Source organism: Neisseria sp. HMSC064D07 (genome assembly GCF_001837185.1).
Taxonomy (GTDB): Bacteria; Pseudomonadota; Gammaproteobacteria; order Burkholderiales; family Neisseriaceae; genus Neisseria; species Neisseria flavescens_C.
The window spans coordinates 2,463-17,389 of record NZ_KV831649.1; the positions used below are offsets into that span (position 1 = coordinate 2,463).

Annotated in this window: 14 protein-coding genes; 6 read left to right on the forward strand and 8 right to left on the reverse strand. The window is 39.5% G+C overall.

Annotation, left to right across the window (positions count from 1 at the left end):
* Positions 1-304: 304 nt before the first annotated feature.
* From virB11 to HMPREF2608_RS01405, 8 genes are all read right to left on the reverse strand, one after another.
* Positions 305-1,324 (reverse strand): P-type DNA transfer ATPase VirB11, encoded by a 1,020-nt coding sequence (gene virB11, locus HMPREF2608_RS01370; protein WP_070825724.1) that lies wholly within the window; start codon positions 1,322-1,324, stop codon positions 305-307.
* Positions 1,325-1,395: 71 nt separating this feature from the next.
* Positions 1,396-3,093 carry a calcium-binding protein gene (locus tag HMPREF2608_RS01375; protein ID WP_070825725.1) on the reverse strand — a complete coding sequence of 566 codons (1,698 nt, stop codon included), beginning with the start codon at positions 3,091-3,093 and terminating at the stop codon, positions 1,396-1,398.
* 11 nt (positions 3,094-3,104) lie between these two features.
* Positions 3,105-3,758 (reverse strand): hypothetical protein, encoded by a 654-nt coding sequence (locus HMPREF2608_RS01380; RefSeq protein ID WP_283122275.1) that lies wholly within the window; start codon positions 3,756-3,758, stop codon positions 3,105-3,107.
* Positions 3,759-3,821: 63 nt separating this feature from the next.
* Positions 3,822-5,513, reverse strand: a complete 1,692-nt coding sequence (locus HMPREF2608_RS01385; RefSeq protein WP_070825726.1) for a type IV secretory system conjugative DNA transfer family protein — start codon at positions 5,511-5,513, stop codon at positions 3,822-3,824.
* Between the two features lie 526 nt (positions 5,514-6,039).
* Entirely contained in the window at positions 6,040-7,212 is a 1,173-nt protein-coding gene (locus HMPREF2608_RS01390; protein WP_070825727.1) for a TrbI/VirB10 family protein, read from the reverse strand.
* 2 nt (positions 7,213-7,214) lie between these two features.
* Positions 7,215-7,928: a TrbG/VirB9 family P-type conjugative transfer protein gene (locus HMPREF2608_RS01395; RefSeq protein WP_283122276.1), complete on the reverse strand. Its 714-nt coding sequence runs from the start codon at positions 7,926-7,928 to the stop codon at positions 7,215-7,217.
* An 11-nt stretch (positions 7,929-7,939) separates the two neighbouring features.
* The gene (locus tag HMPREF2608_RS01400; RefSeq protein WP_070825730.1) at positions 7,940-8,842 is read right to left on the reverse strand and encodes a VirB8 family type IV secretion system protein; all 903 of its coding nucleotides are present in this window, start codon (positions 8,840-8,842) and stop codon (positions 7,940-7,942) included.
* 11 nt (positions 8,843-8,853) lie between these two features.
* On the reverse strand, positions 8,854-9,318 hold the full coding sequence (locus HMPREF2608_RS01405) for a hypothetical protein (RefSeq protein ID WP_063068981.1): 465 nt from the start codon (positions 9,316-9,318) through the stop codon (positions 8,854-8,856).
* 100 nt (positions 9,319-9,418) lie between these two features.
* Between HMPREF2608_RS01405 and HMPREF2608_RS10975 the strand changes: the two genes are divergently transcribed.
* The 6 genes from HMPREF2608_RS10975 to HMPREF2608_RS01435 all read left to right on the forward strand — a co-directional run.
* Positions 9,419-10,126 carry a lytic transglycosylase domain-containing protein gene (locus HMPREF2608_RS10975; RefSeq protein ID WP_283122277.1) on the forward strand — a complete coding sequence of 236 codons (708 nt, stop codon included), beginning with the start codon at positions 9,419-9,421 and terminating at the stop codon, positions 10,124-10,126.
* Between the two features lie 46 nt (positions 10,127-10,172).
* The gene (locus tag HMPREF2608_RS01415) at positions 10,173-10,562 is read left to right on the forward strand and encodes a TrbC/VirB2 family protein (RefSeq protein ID WP_070825731.1); all 390 of its coding nucleotides are present in this window, start codon (positions 10,173-10,175) and stop codon (positions 10,560-10,562) included.
* Positions 10,563-10,570: 8 nt separating this feature from the next.
* Positions 10,571-10,876 carry a VirB3 family type IV secretion system protein gene (locus tag HMPREF2608_RS01420; protein ID WP_036490852.1) on the forward strand — a complete coding sequence of 102 codons (306 nt, stop codon included), beginning with the start codon at positions 10,571-10,573 and terminating at the stop codon, positions 10,874-10,876.
* A 62-nt stretch (positions 10,877-10,938) separates the two neighbouring features.
* Positions 10,939-13,389, forward strand: a complete 2,451-nt coding sequence (locus HMPREF2608_RS01425; protein ID WP_070825732.1) for a VirB4 family type IV secretion/conjugal transfer ATPase — start codon at positions 10,939-10,941, stop codon at positions 13,387-13,389.
* Positions 13,390-13,506: 117 nt separating this feature from the next.
* On the forward strand, positions 13,507-14,271 hold the full coding sequence (locus HMPREF2608_RS01430; RefSeq protein WP_283122278.1) for a hypothetical protein: 765 nt from the start codon (positions 13,507-13,509) through the stop codon (positions 14,269-14,271).
* Between the two features lie 46 nt (positions 14,272-14,317).
* Positions 14,318-14,927: type IV secretion system protein (locus HMPREF2608_RS01435; protein WP_141761446.1), on the forward strand; the 610-nt coding region annotated here is incomplete at its 3' end.

Below are 14,927 nucleotides of genomic sequence, written 5' to 3' on the forward strand. Positions count from 1 at the left end.
AGGGGATTTTGGGGAATTTTGCAAAGGTCTCAGCCTATGGCTTTGTGGTAGTCGTAGCTTTACAAGCAGTATTGCAGGAAATCTTAAGACACGCTCATTGCATCAAGAGCTGTTTGAATTCCGCTAAATGAACCTGATGCTTTTAAGTAGTAAAGCATTAAGGCCGTCTGAAAGATTTTCAGACGGCCTTTAAGCCTTCATTAATATCACAACCTTAACAACATAAGCCTACGGTTGCTTTTTATGTTTCACATATTCTGTATCATCCAAATGATATATTGCTTCAATTGCATCATGTTCAATATCAAGTTTTGATAGGATTAAAATCAATACCCGTAATATAACGTTGTCCAGCATGAGCTTTAATGTGCACAACAATATCAATGGTCTGTCTAAGCAGGTTTTTAATAACTTCAAACTCCAGACCACTTCCTTCTGGTGAAGCTTTTACCATTAATGCTAATTGATCCCATGTTTGTTCCGTGCTACCAGCATGGCAACTTGTAATAGATCCCGGGTGTCCAGATGCACAATTTCGAATAAAATAAAATGATTCGTCACCACGTAGCTCTGCTAGAATAATTCTATCCGGCTTCATACGCAGACAGGATTCCATACAACTTTTTGCCGTAATATTTGAACTACCTTGTCCACCTTTTGAGTAAAGTAAATGAACTACATTTTCATGAGGAATAAATAGCTCCCTAGCATCCTCAATGCTGATTAGTCGCTCACTTAAAGGAATGTGATTAACCAATGCTTTCATGAAAGTAGTCTTACCGCTACCAGTTGCACCTGAAACAACAATATTTTTTTTATACTCAACGGCTTTTTTAAAAAATTCCTCGTAATTCCGATTATTTTTCAGTTCAACTAATTCCTTATCTTGAGAAGACAATTCTCCATTTAATTCAATAATCTGACTAAAGAAACCATCTTTGCTATACTGGCTTAAGCTCTTAGTATGTTTTGATGGTAGACGGATTGTAATTGAAGCTTTTCCTGCATCACAGGCAGGAGGAATTACAAATTGTGCCCGTTGGCCTGTTGGAAATGTTAATGACACCATTGGCTCTGCTTCTGTAATTCGTTGACCAGTATTACTTTCATTAACAATAGCTGTACAGAACTGACGTGCCCTATCAAAGTTTAGCGTATCTACTTCTACCTTTTTCCAGCCTCGAGAAGTCTCAAGAAATACCTCTCCCGGCCTATTAATACAAATTTCTGTAACATCAGGATCTTTCAGGAAAGAGGTAATTCCCAATACTTCGTATTGATAATCTAAGAAATCTGCTGAAATTGTTGAGTTTAATTCATCCATGTTTAAAATAAGTTTATTCAAAAATTTAATTACAATAATATTTGAATCTTAGGTGTATTTTTCATTTTAGCCTAAGAAATACTCAGCCCTCTGGCTTGTGTTAACTGCTTTTGTTGTGTTTCTAATTCAAATTGCTGAGTTGTTGCTTGTACTTTGATAATACTCTCCTCTATCGGAGTAACCGCAGTTTTCTGCATATCCACAGAAGCAGTTCTTAATTCAGGAGCCTTATCACCAATAAGAATATGTCCATTTTCTTTGATATTAATAAGAGATGCACCTCTCATCTTGTTTGCGTACCCTTCAGCAGCCAGTGCCATAGCAATATTATCTAGGCTTCTTTCATCGTAGATAATATCTTTTTTATTACAGAATTCAGTAAAAATTTTTTTACTCTGCTGATAGATATTTTGGGCATTTTGTGGGATTGCTTCCAAATTCAAAGGCTGATTAGTGTACATATCATCCCCATTGCTAGGAGCTGGAGTATGAGCCATGTTGGTATTCCGAGGTTGACGCAAAATCTTAATACCATCTATTCCCGTAGCAGAATGTACTCTAACAACATCATTATATTGGCCTGTTTTTTGTTCTTTTAAATGAATTCCTAAATCACCATTTTTGAAATTTTCAATTTTAAGACCATTTACATCTAATGTCCCTGTATTTCTATCCCATTCATATACCATTCTAGAACTGCGGTAAACAAAACGGTCTGGCTTAGATAAATCGCGTACACCTCCCTGTAATATATAACCATTTAATGACACTTCACCCTTGCCGTCTGAATCTCGGATAATATCTGAATTGTCAGCACGATATTTGTCATATCCTTTACCACCAAACAATTTATCTCTTCCAGAATTACCAGCTAAAATATCATTGCCATTACCACCAATCAACACATCATTACCACTGCCGCCTAATAAAATATCATTTTGATTAGTACCTTTTAAAACGTCATCTCCGGCATCTCCATACATATATGCCCCACTTTTTAAATAAGTCTTAGATCTGCCTATCAGTAAACTATCACGACTATATGATCCATCAGCAACAATTTTATTATTACCCTTATTGCCAAACGTATCATAATTCGCCATATGCTTAACAAATAATTGTTTGAAAGTGGGGATTAAGACTGCTTCTTCAAAGTCTTTGGAAAAATTGGTACGAGTATTCAGGAAATATTCAATATCAGTTTCATAATAAGTCATTCTGATTGATCCAGTTCCATTACTTGGGTACATACCATACATATTCTGGCGAGCAATTAAATCTTTAACCTCTCCAAAACTCTTACCTTTAACGTATGGGTAAAGATTACCACTAATTCCTGTACTATATGCCCTACCATTATATCTTTCTTCGTAAGCGACCATACGCGCTTCGTTAAAGATCGCCTCGGCCTCTCCATAGCCTCGCGCTTGAGCATAAGCCTTAGCAGTATTATAGTAACTAGCTGCTTTAGCTTGATGTTTACCTACTGCATGTCCTACCTCATGAGACATTGTTCTAGCAGTACTATATCGGAAACTTTGTTCAAAATGAATACTTTTATTTTCTGGATCATAATACGCCCCTTCACGATTTTTTGAAGCAGGTTTGATATGTCCCCCTTTACTAGTGAAATGGTTAATTTGCTCCACTAATTCTAAGTTTTGCCTTATTCTATCTAGTTCAGACATTTGATTATTGAATCTTATTTTATGAAAACCAAGTGTCATCAATTCTGCTTCTGCTCTTTTATTCAGTATAATTTTTGGCATCCTAAAACTCCTTATGGCATTGGACTCATTTTAAGATTGCTACAAAACTCTAAAGCTAAAATTGCACCTCCCCCAGAATTAGTAGCAATTATTTCACGACCTGATTCTCTCCAATAATAATCTAGTCTTTCTTTTATTAAATCATCATCTTTTCTTTTGGCTGAATACTCAAAATCCGAGTACACCCCTTCAGGCATTTCATGTGTCATAGGCTTTGGAAAAAAATTAGGAAATGCATTTTCAGGAAATATGCTACCTATTTTATCTAGGTACTCTTTTGTTTGAGTAATATATAAACTAGATTTAATTTCAGTGTGCACGAAAACGACATACATACCTATAGATGAATGAATATCTTGATTATGTTGCATATAATCATATGCTTCTATTACGGGTATTTGCCAAATCTCTTGTAATTCACTTGCGTACATCGTATAAAGGCAGTCATCTTTAAATGCCGTATCATACATCTGCTTAATTAAATCATCCCGATTTTCCACTTTGTGCAACATACTTCGGCAACGATTGCGCACTTGTTCCATAGTTATTTCTTTTTGTATATTCTGCATCTTGGAAGAATCCTTAATATTTTTATTACTAATCTGCGGAGTACAAGAAGTTACCAAGCATACAGTTAATATGACTGTAATCGCTGATAGTTTCATATAAATTCCTTTTTTGTCATTCTGCACATTTCATTTTCAGACGGCCTTGGACTTTGATTACTATTACCGTTTTTCTTTTAACGAGGCAACTTTCACTGCCCCCATCAGCCGTTTAGTAAATGTTCCATCTTGGTAATAACGGATTTTCCCCACTTGTGCCGGATGTGACATACCCTCGTAAAGGATAATTTCCTTATCTTGGCTCATTGCCTTTAACTCTTGCGGCAACATCAGTGCGCGGCGCTCTTCGCTTTCCGAGACACTACGTTCGCGTCCACGGCTGACATTTTTTCTTTTCACTGTGGTATAACCCAGCATTTCGGAATATTCGTTTGCATCCTGCTGTTCTCTAGGTGTATAGATGATTTGCAAAGCATGGTTAGTGATAATAGTACGCGCATATTCTTTGCCATAGACAGCATTCAGCTGGGCGACTGACTGGATAATCGGAAATAGGCGAATGTTATAGCCCGCCATATAACTGACAGAATGAGCAATGATTTCAACTTTACCAATACTTGTGAACTCATCCATTAACAGCATACATTGGTGTTTCAAATCTGGGTTGTCCTGAGGCAACTCTTTCGTATTTTGGTTGATAAGTTGAGAGAAAAAGAGGTTAACAATGACCCTTGATTCAGCAAGCTTGTTAGGAAGAATGCCGATATAAATAGTCATTTTCTTTTTACGTACGTCAGTTAACAGAAAATCATCAGCGGAAGTGGCGGCATCAATGACGGGATTGATCCACGGGTTGAGGGGTTCTTTAAATGTACCCATGATAGAACCGAAGGTTTCTTTTTCTTGAGAGATTAAGCCAGAAAAAGCAGTTTTTGTAGCCTCGCTGAGATATGGTTGTTGTGATAAAGATGTAAAATACTCCTTTAGTTCTGTTCCATTACCTGATGAAAGGCGATATATTTTTCCTAATGTACAGGCCGGCTCATTTTCTTTGCCCTCCACGGGGAAATCAGCCATTGCTTCATGCTCATCAAAACAATAAAGTGAAAACGCCAAAAACGCATTTCTTGCCTGCGCTACCCAGAACTTATCACGACTATCTCCATCAGGATATAGCATTGCGGCTATCGACATTAAATCCGATACTCGCTGGTCAGGATCGGAAGAAACATAGGTAAACGGATTCCAACGGTGTGTCCTTCCATCTTCGGCAAACGGGTTGAACAAATAGACTTCCTGACCTAATACTTCTTTGCGGTAGCCACTAGTCAAATTAAAGTTCTCCTGTTTGATGTCCAAAACTACTACCGATCCTTTATAACTTAACAGGTTGGGAATAACGATACCGACACCTTTACCCGAACGTGTTGGCGCTGCCAACAATGCGAATTGCTGGCCATTGTAATGTAACAATTTGCCGTTGTGTTTACCGACGACAATTGAAGTATCCGTTTGTTTGAAAAATCCTGCTTTTGTCAAATCAGCCATCCCGGCAAATCGTGCTTCCCCATGAAGACTTTGGGAAGCTGTACGCCAAATGGGAATTAAACTAATCAAGCCAATCAAAAAGGTTAAACCAAATCCAACAATTCCTGAAGTTTTAATCTGTAACGAGTATTTGGCAACTTGAGGAATATCTAATGTATTATAGTATTTAAACCATGTTGTGAGCAGCAAAGGGGTTTTATCTAAGCCTAACCATTGCAGTAGGATAAAACCTGATAGGTAACAGCCCAATAACAAAGAGATTAATAATAGAAATACCGTGATAATAGATTTGTTTTTTAGGGTCATTTGAATACCTGCAGTTTAAATGATTGAATTGTTTTGAATTTTTAGTTAAGATGTTAATTTTTAGATAGTTTTAGTATTTTATATTTAAGAAAGACAATAGAGTGGGCATTTTTTCTTCCCTATTTTTATGCTACATCATCGTGTTAAACCTAAAGTTTTACAGCTGTATGGCACTGCTAATATGACATCATCAAAGCAGCAAGATAGAATCTTAACTTATACATAATCTCAGAAGTTATTAATCTAGTCAGTAAATACGACCTAATTCCACGAATATCTATTATGGAATTTATCAGTCTCTTTTTAGTACAATTCTAATTGACTTTATAATCCAGTCTAAATATTTTTTTAAAATGATCTTAGACCAATGAACGAATTCTTATGCTATCTTCCCTATACAAACTCTTAGATTTGCATTTAACAATAAAGAGTTATCAACAAAACAGCTAAAGATTTTATCCATAATTCCTCCTAATTATTAGGTCTAATAATTAGGCCGTCTGAAAAAATAGACGGCCTTTTATGGTTACTGCATTACCGAACTGAAATCAATATCCTGGGCAGTATAAATATTAATCAAAGTACCTTGATTTATTGTTACTGTATTAGGACGAGCATTATTTCGTTCAAGTTGATTGATAGCCTGTTGTTTCAATGTATTGGCTGTCTCACTTTCATAAGGATTAGTAGTAGTTGATGTCATAGTTGTAACTGTTTGTCCTTGTGGACCATATTCAGTAGCAGCATATTTAAAAGCATCTGAAATCATACTAATCAATAAAGCTGATGCCAAACGTGATCCCCAATGAGACTTAAATTTACCAACATGACCTGCTGCACCAAGATTATCTACTCCAGGAGATTCAAGTGTTACATCGATACCATCGGGTGTTATAACTCGATTCCAGATAATCTCCATCCGTGGACCAGTAGGGTTGCTGGAGCCATATTGCCCCATTACTTTTGAACCTTTCGGCAATAAGAGATATTTTCCACTGGCAGAATATACAGGTTCAGTAATGATACAAGATGTAAATCCTTTTACCTCAGAAATAATTTTAGTTTCTAATACACAACGCAAATAAGTCCCTTGTTGAAGCAACTTATCCCTATTATGCATATAACGGACAGCATTAGCCTGAGCTGTACTTACTCCCGACTCTTTTTGAGCAGCCTCCCCGTCCTGAATAAATGCAGAATTCATATTAGCATACATATCTCCTGCTGGAATAATCGGCTGTATAGGAACATTAGGAGTTGTTGGAGTTGATGGAGTTATAGGTGGCAAGGTCTCCACTACTGGTGGAGTAGTTACTTCTATTGTTTTCGTATTCGATGTATTATCCGTTTCTAATTCAGGCTTTTTGTCTTCTGCTAAATCAATTGAAGGGGATTCCGTAACTTGAGGATCTGGAGCAGGTAAATCTGGTACAGTAACTACCTGAGGGCGTTCTGGAGGGGGAGCTTCATCAGAACCACTAAATTGATGATAGGCAAATGCCCCTAGTCCGGCTAACCCAAAACCTGCAGCTACAATAAACGCAATAGCTTTTTTGTTGACTGTGCGATCAACAGGAGCATTTAGTTGAGGAGCATTCTCCTCAAGTCCCGCCAATTGTTCTTGTTCGTATTGGCTTGAATATAAATTTTGTGATGATTCACTATCTTTGTGATGTTCATTATTTAGCTTATCAGACATTCTTAATTCCTTTTTAATCCAACTACATCATTTCCATGTCTCAAAACTAAGAATGGATAAGTCCCATGGACAATAACTACATTACCTTCAACATTACTGTTTAAGACAAACTCAGCTCCTTTCTCTGATTTTCTGCCATAAACAGCAGGAAAATCACCTGTGAACTTGCCCTTATTCAAGTGGACATAGGTAAATCTGCCATCATCATAGACTTTTAAAGGAACTAGCCAACGAGATTTTTCATTTGCAGCCACATCATAATTAGTATTATAGATTTTAGAAGAATCATATTTCAGGCTATAACCAGCCAAAGTACTAGCACGAAGACTGAAATCTGTAGAATCGGGATATCTGAATTTAACTTGATAATTTACCCCTTTGTCTGAAGCTTCTGCCAAATTGCCAACAACATTCTTCAAAACCTTAAGCTCAAAAATATATTGGTGAGCCTGAGTACGAACAATAAGATTAGTATCAACTGCATCAGCCTTTGGACGCAGATAAAATACATTTTCTCTACGTACCATATCCCATCCACCACTTAGGCCTGCACCAAAATCTTTAACCTTTTCACGAGAATCAAGTTCAATTTGTGTGACTACGCCTTGTGCCGTATGAACGGGATAAGTTGTATTTTCTTGAAACGTATACTCTTGAATAGCTGCAGCATAGACGCTTCCTTGCAACAAACACGATGCTGCTGTTGCTAAAAACATTTTTCTTAACATTATTGATTTCCACTTTCAACAGATATAGGAGAAGCATTAGGAACATTATTATCTACAGATGTAGGAGCTTCTAACTGGGGCTGGGGTACACTTTGTACTTGTTGCTGAGCCTGGCTTTCAGTTGATGTTCCTGCAGAAAGATAATCTGAAGATAAATCTTGAACAGGTGATTCACTAGCATCAGGATCAACACGATAAGACAATACCTGGAATCCCAGGGGATTTTTTAACCTATACTTTTCATCCATCTTCAAATTGCTATTATAAGTATAGGTCAGAGTAGCAACATTGCTATCCATAAATCTTGATATGCCAGTACTCTTATTTAATAAAAATCTTTGGAATCTTACTGTTGCGCTAGCATCGCGACCATCGGCCTTTCCACTATTATTAAGGACGATACTCAAAATCTTAACGCGAATTGACTGAGCAGACCCATAAAGATTAAATGGGCTATTAGGATTACTTTTATTCATCAGATTGCGATAGCTGTCAGATACCCCTGCAACCGACATAGAATAAACTGTAGCCCAGTCATTATCATAAATAATCTGACTATCAAAAGATTCTCTAGCAATAATAAAGTGAGAAATATTACTCTTATTTACTGCTTCATTTTTAGTAATATCTAAATTATTCCAATCACCGGCTAGTTTAGCAACAGTAGCTTGTCCCGTATAGACATCAGTCATAACAAGATAAGGTTCTTTTTCTTTCAGCGGCAAAATATAAAATAATCCGCCAAGCAGACACAAAGAAGAGAAGGTAGAAATACCGGCAACAATCCATGCCCTTTTCTCACTTTTTTTGCGGATATCAACCAAGGTCGTTTCAAAATCCAAAGATCTTTTTACAGCCTTTTGGATATTGCCATCAGTAGTATTTTTACTTGATTTGAACATATATTTCCATTTTAATCTTGGGTTTTTACATCAGCTTTTGCTGATCTCTCATGTTTTTTCTTTCCACTGTTTTTCACAGCAACATCCATTCTCTTATGCGCCATAATTACACCATTTTGAACATAGAAAACCATCCCTTTATCTTCATAAAGTTTAGATAATTCACTCAGGACATTATCAAGCTCAGTATTTCGTATTGTTGATACTTTCTTATACAAAGTAAAATCAAGCGTATAGTCATAAACAACAGGCATCTTTGCCTCTTCTCCCCAACGCTCCAACAAACCTTTTACAGTTGTATCAAGTCGTGTCACTTGATAAACATGAGGTTTGACAAGAGGAATCTCAGTTACCTGATCAGGTAGTTCATTTAATGGCCTCCATGAACTTGGGAAATCTGGAGCAGACTGATTTGCACAACCTGCCATTAGCGCGCCCACACTAGCAGACAGTAACAGCGTTCTTAAAAGAAACATACATAGTACCTTATAAAATAACTTAAGTTACAACCAAAGCATCTTAATTAAAAATGAAGAAAAGACAATTCATGTTTGGTTATTTTTATTGGTTAAAATCTTGTTAATTATTTTAATCTGTGCTAAATTTCACGTCAATACAAATTCATATTTTCATCTCAACATCATGTTTTTTTCCTGCACCGACTTAGCTGTCCCGCATGATATTATGCATCATGTCGTGAGAGTTGAATCCTCAGGCAACCCATACGCTATAGGTGTTGTAGGCGGACGCTTACAAAGACAGCCTAAAAATTTGGCTGAAGCAGTTGCTACTGCTAAAATGTTGGAACAAAAAGGATTTAACTTCTCCTTAGGATTAGCTCAAGTTAACCGATACAATTTAAAAAAATACGGGTTGCATTCCTACGAACATGCATTCCAAGTGTGCCCAAACGTCAAGGCAGGTTCGCATATATTGCGAGAATGCTACAATCGTGCAAAAGACTGGGGTAAATCTTTCAGCTGTTATTATTCCGGTAACTTTGTAACTGGTTATAAGCATGGATATGTGCAAAAAATTTTTTCATCTATGGGGAAAGGGAGAGCAATCCCACAAAATGCCATTCCAGTCATCAGCAATACTGTGAATACCCCTCGACCTATGGGCCAAATGCCAGCACAACAAGCTAACCGCCTAAATTTGACAGTTACCGCTAATCCACAACCATACTCGGCTACTGTCTCTAAAAACCAACATTTCTTGCAAGATAATAGTACTGCACAAGCGAAAAGCAATACTTATAAAGATAGCGCAGCAGTCTTTTAGATAGTTTTTTTCCACATCAACCTGTAATAAACATAGGAAATTTCAAATGAAAAACACTCAGATTCAAAAAAAGTCCCGCTTTACCGCTGAAAACGTTGCTACAGCAGCATTTGTTGCTGCAGCATTTTTAGCACCGACTATAGGTATGGCTGCTGATGATTTTACTTCAGCTTCTGGGGGTGCCTGTAAATTCATTAAAAACATCCATACCGTATTGAACTTAATGTCCGTTGCTGTTGTAACCATCGCCATTATTTTTGCCGGTTACCAAATTGCTTTTGCACACAAACGCATTTCTGACGTCGCTCCTATTTTAATTGGTGGCGTACTGATTGGTGCGGCCGGCCAAATCGCAAAAATGCTGGTTGGTAATGCAGACTCTTGCTCTGCCGGTACAGCTGCGGCAATGCTCCAAGTATTGCAATTTTTTGCCTGATTCACACCATGCAGAAAAACATCGTTTTTCGAGGATGTACGCGTCCGGCAACCTTTCTCGGCGTACCCTATATACCTTTCTTTATAGGGGCCGGTTCAGGATTATTGATGGGAATGTACTTCAATATGTTTTTTTTATTGACTATTCCCTTCATCATCCTGATTATGAGGCAGATGGCAAAGCGAGATGATATGATTTTTCGTTTTCTAGGTTTACGTCTGAAATTTAGACTTAAAGCTAGAAACCGAGAGGAGTTTCCTGATACGTGGTGCTTCTCGCCTAATGAATACCGCAACAATCCTCCCAAACAATGACAACAAAACATCCGACAGACATCTTTGTCTGTCGGACGATTTCAACACAAAAAACAAATAAAATGTTTACTCCTGACGCATCAATCAGTCAATTCGTATCCCTCTCCACCCATGTTTCCCCAACCATTGTCAAAACCACTGGTGGAGATTACCTAACAACATGGCATCTATCCGGCCTTCCTTTTGTAGGTCGAGAAGAATGGGAGCTCGAACACAAACACAACACATTTAATCGTTTACTCCAATCCTTACGCGCTCCGGACTATGTCAATGTTGCCTTCTGGGTACATGACATTCGCCGCCACCGCGGCATCGATTTGCGCCCAAAATTCCAAGAGTCTTTCAATCAAAGCCTCTCAGACCGCTATTTTTCCCGACTTTCTAAAGAAAAGCTCATGAACAACGAGCTTTACTTGACCATGATTTATCGCCCAGTTGTTGACGGCAAAAAGTTTGTTGATAAATCAGGCAATATCGATCGTCTGAAGGCCGAACAGGAACAAGCTATTGGTACACTTAACGAATTAGCAACCAACCTTGAGGCTGTTCTCAAAGACTACCATCCATACCGACTTGGCATGTACGAAGGTAAAAACGGGACTGTATTCTCTGAAACCCTCGAGCTTTTCGGTTATATCCTTAACCGCATTAATGAGCCGGTTCCTGTACTTCCTGCTCCTGTTTACAACTACTTACCCCTTAGCCGGCATCTCTTTTCTGCCAAAACCGGCGACTATATCGTCCGTACTCCTGAGGGTAAAAACCACTACGGTGCCATACTCAACCTTAAAGAATACCCTGACGGCACCTATCCCGGCGTGCTTAACGGGCTCAAATATTTGGATGTCGAATACGTTATCACTCATAGTTTCAGCCCCATGAGCCGATACGACGCCATGAAAACCCTTGAGCGTACCCGTGGCATGATGATCTCTTCCGGTGATAAATCCTTTACCCAAATTGCAGAACTCGACCATGCAATGGATCAGCTCGCATCTGGCAATTTTGTACTTGGTGGCTACCATTTTAGCCTTGCTATCTACGCCGACAGCCAAGAGCAACTTTCCCAAAACATTGCCGCTGCCCGAGCTGAACTTTCCAATGCAGGCTTCGTAACGACAAAAGAAGACTTGGCCGTCTGCGCCGCATATTATGCCCAGCTTCCGGGTAACTGGAACTACCGCACTCGTATTGCCAATCTCTCATCGTTAAATTTCTTGGGCCTTTGTCCTCTTCACAACTTTGCCGCTGGTAAACGTGAAGGCAATCCATGGGGGCAATGCGTTACCGTTCTTCAGACGACCAATGGCCAGCCCTACTATTTCAACTTCCATGCAACCCTTGAAGGCGAAGATTCCGAAGGTGAAAAAGCCATTGCCAACACCATGGTTATCGGTAAGTCTGGTACCGGTAAAACGGCACTTATCAACTTCCTTCTCAGCCAGGTACAAAAGTACGATCCCAAGCCTACCATCTTCTTCTTCGATAAAGACCGTGGTGCCGAAATCTTTGTCAGAGCTTGCGGCGGTGCTTATATGGCGCTGGAAAGCGGTCAGCCGACTGGCTTTAACCCCTTCCAATGCGAAAATACAGAGGCAAATGTCCAATTCCTCTGTGGCCTTATGAAGCAGTTAGGTGGCAAGGCGCACTATTCAGCAGCAGAAGACGACGACGTCCTGCGCGCCGTACGAGCCATGCTCGACACTCCGCCGGCGCTGCGTAGTATTTCCAACTTCCAAAAATCTCTGCCCAATACCGGCGATGACTCCCTCTATGCCAATATCCGCAAATGGACCCGTGGAAACAGCCTTGGCTGGGTTTTTGATAACCCTCAGGACAAAATCGACTTCAGCGGAGCCAATATTATCGGCTTCGACTACACCGATGTGATCGAAAACCCTCAGGTACGCGATCCAGTCATCGGCTACCTTATCCACCGAATGGAAGAGCTTATCGATGGCCGCCGCTTCATCTACATCATGGATGAATTCTGGAAAATCCTTGATGGCGAAGGCGGCTTGAAAGAGTTTGCCAAAAACAAACAAAAAACCATCCGTAAGCAAAACGGTATGGGTATCTTCGCTACCCAGTCTCCGGAAGACGCCCTCAAAAGCGATATTTCCGCCGCACTGATTGAGCAGACAGCTACCATGATACTGCTGCCAAATCCGAATGCAGATAAAAAAGACTACATCGATGGACTGAAGCTGACCGACTCAGAGTTTCAAGTAGTCAAAGGCTTGGATGAGCGTAGCCGTTGCTTCTTGGTCAAACAAGGTCATGCGTCAGCTGTTTGCCAGCTTAATCTGCGCGGATTTGACGACGAATTGGCTGTCATCTCCGCCAGTACCGACAACATCGACATCATGGACGGCATTATCAAAAAAACGGCCGAACGCCTTGGCATCAGCATCGATGCAGTGAAACCAGAAGATTGGTTGCAGACCTTCTACGATGAGCGTAAGGGTTCCGGCAAGAAGTCGGCTACTAATATGATGCGTAATGCAGACTAAGTCGATTTGACTAAAAATGAGATAGGGTTATCTAAAGACAGTAAGTCTTCAGGCAACCCTAAGACTGAAAATTTAAATATTTTAAAATTAACCAATTTGAAGAAAGATTGAATAGTAATGAAAACTAAAATAAAACGGATAATCGCCTCAGTTTTGGTGGGGGCGACAATGCTTACTTCCATGCCGATAGCTAATTCATATGTATTGCCTGTTGTTGATGGGGCCAAAATGATGCAAGATGCTATTAACTGGGCGATGGATGCGGCAGACCGCGCCGTTACGCTATCCAACTGGGTCACTCAGCTGCAAAACTGGCGTACCCAGTTGCAACATTGGGTACGCGGTCAAATGGAACAGATTCCAGAAGTGAAAAAACTACTCGATAAAAAAGAAGAGAACGCAATTAAAAAAATGTTCCAAAACCGTAAGGATCGCTGTAATAGAATTGCTAACCAAACATCAAAAAGTTTATGTATTAGTACAGTAACTCTTGAAGAAAAAAAATTCTCACTTTTAAGAGAGATGGAAACAAAAATTAATGAAACCTTTTCAGAAATAAATAAGACTTCGATTAAAAAACAAAATTCCAATGCTCAAGGACAAAGTAATACGGCAGCCTCTGCCGAAGCTGAAGTCATTGCGAAATTGCAGCAGTTGGAAATCAAACTAAAAAATTACCAATCGGCAATAAACTCTATCGACCAAATGCTTGATCAATACAAATGGGCAAGGGTAAATCTGACCAAAGACCAGCTCTCAGGCTCGAACCACAGCAACCTGACCAAAGCGTCAGCTTCGCTCGTTTTACAAAGTAAGGTAAAAAAATTCCACGATGAAGCAAAAGAAAAAAGAGCCATCAGCACTGGCTATAAACTCCGCTAATTTTAATGTTATTTTTACCCAAACTATTTAACAGGAAAACATCATCATGATGGATCTTCTCCTTTATTCCAGTATTCGTGACTATATCTATGCACGAATAAGCTTCTTTACTGAACATGTATTGTCTAAAAACCTAACGCTTGTTTTTACCATTATCGTTGCCTTATTGACTTTATGGATAATGATTCAAGGTTATCTGATTGCAACCGGCAGAAGCCAGGAAGGACTGAAAGGCTTTGTGTACGGTCTCGGCAAGACCTACCTCATTGTAGCCGTTGCACTGGGTGTGGCGGCCGGCGGCGATTTCAGCGTACGGGTTCTGACCGATACTCTTTCAGACGGCATTTCACAAATCATGACCGGCGACAGCGATGTCGGCAGTAAGTGTCTGACACAAGACAGTAAATCCATCATTGGCTGCCGAATAGACCAAAACCTGACGGCAACCCAAAGCATGATGGGCATACTTGACGGTATCGATACCGCCGACAGCGAATATCTCGAAGGGAAAGTGACACAGGCAAGATGGTTTGTCGGCGTCGGTACCGCAGGGCCTGCCATCGTAGCGGGTACCATGCTAATCATGTTCCGCATCGCCATGGCTCTCTTTATCGGCTTTGCGCCCATCTTTATTTTATGCCTTCTGTTCAAAAAAA

Coding starts and splice junctions, on each gene's coding strand:
- HMPREF2608_RS01380 (WP_283122275.1), bottom strand. CDS start 3,758: ATGAAACTATCAGCGATTACAGTCATATTAACTGTATGCTTGGTAACT.
- HMPREF2608_RS01400 (WP_070825730.1), bottom strand. CDS start 8,842: ATGTTCAAATCAAGTAAAAATACTACTGATGGCAATATCCAAAAGGCT.
- HMPREF2608_RS01425 (WP_070825732.1), top strand. CDS start 10,939: ATGTTTACTCCTGACGCATCAATCAGTCAATTCGTATCCCTCTCCACC.
- HMPREF2608_RS01405 (WP_063068981.1), bottom strand. CDS start 9,318: ATGTTTCTTTTAAGAACGCTGTTACTGTCTGCTAGTGTGGGCGCGCTA.
- HMPREF2608_RS01375 (WP_070825725.1), bottom strand. CDS start 3,093: ATGCCAAAAATTATACTGAATAAAAGAGCAGAAGCAGAATTGATGACA.
- virB11 (WP_070825724.1), bottom strand. CDS start 1,324: ATGGATGAATTAAACTCAACAATTTCAGCAGATTTCTTAGATTATCAA.
- HMPREF2608_RS01390 (WP_070825727.1), bottom strand. CDS start 7,212: ATGTCTGATAAGCTAAATAATGAACATCACAAAGATAGTGAATCATCA.
- HMPREF2608_RS01430 (WP_283122278.1), top strand. CDS start 13,507: ATGAAAACTAAAATAAAACGGATAATCGCCTCAGTTTTGGTGGGGGCG.
- HMPREF2608_RS01385 (WP_070825726.1), bottom strand. CDS start 5,513: ATGACCCTAAAAAACAAATCTATTATCACGGTATTTCTATTATTAATC.
- HMPREF2608_RS01420 (WP_036490852.1), top strand. CDS start 10,571: ATGCAGAAAAACATCGTTTTTCGAGGATGTACGCGTCCGGCAACCTTT.
- HMPREF2608_RS01395 (WP_283122276.1), bottom strand. CDS start 7,928: ATGTTTTTAGCAACAGCAGCATCGTGTTTGTTGCAAGGAAGCGTCTAT.
- HMPREF2608_RS01415 (WP_070825731.1), top strand. CDS start 10,173: ATGAAAAACACTCAGATTCAAAAAAAGTCCCGCTTTACCGCTGAAAAC.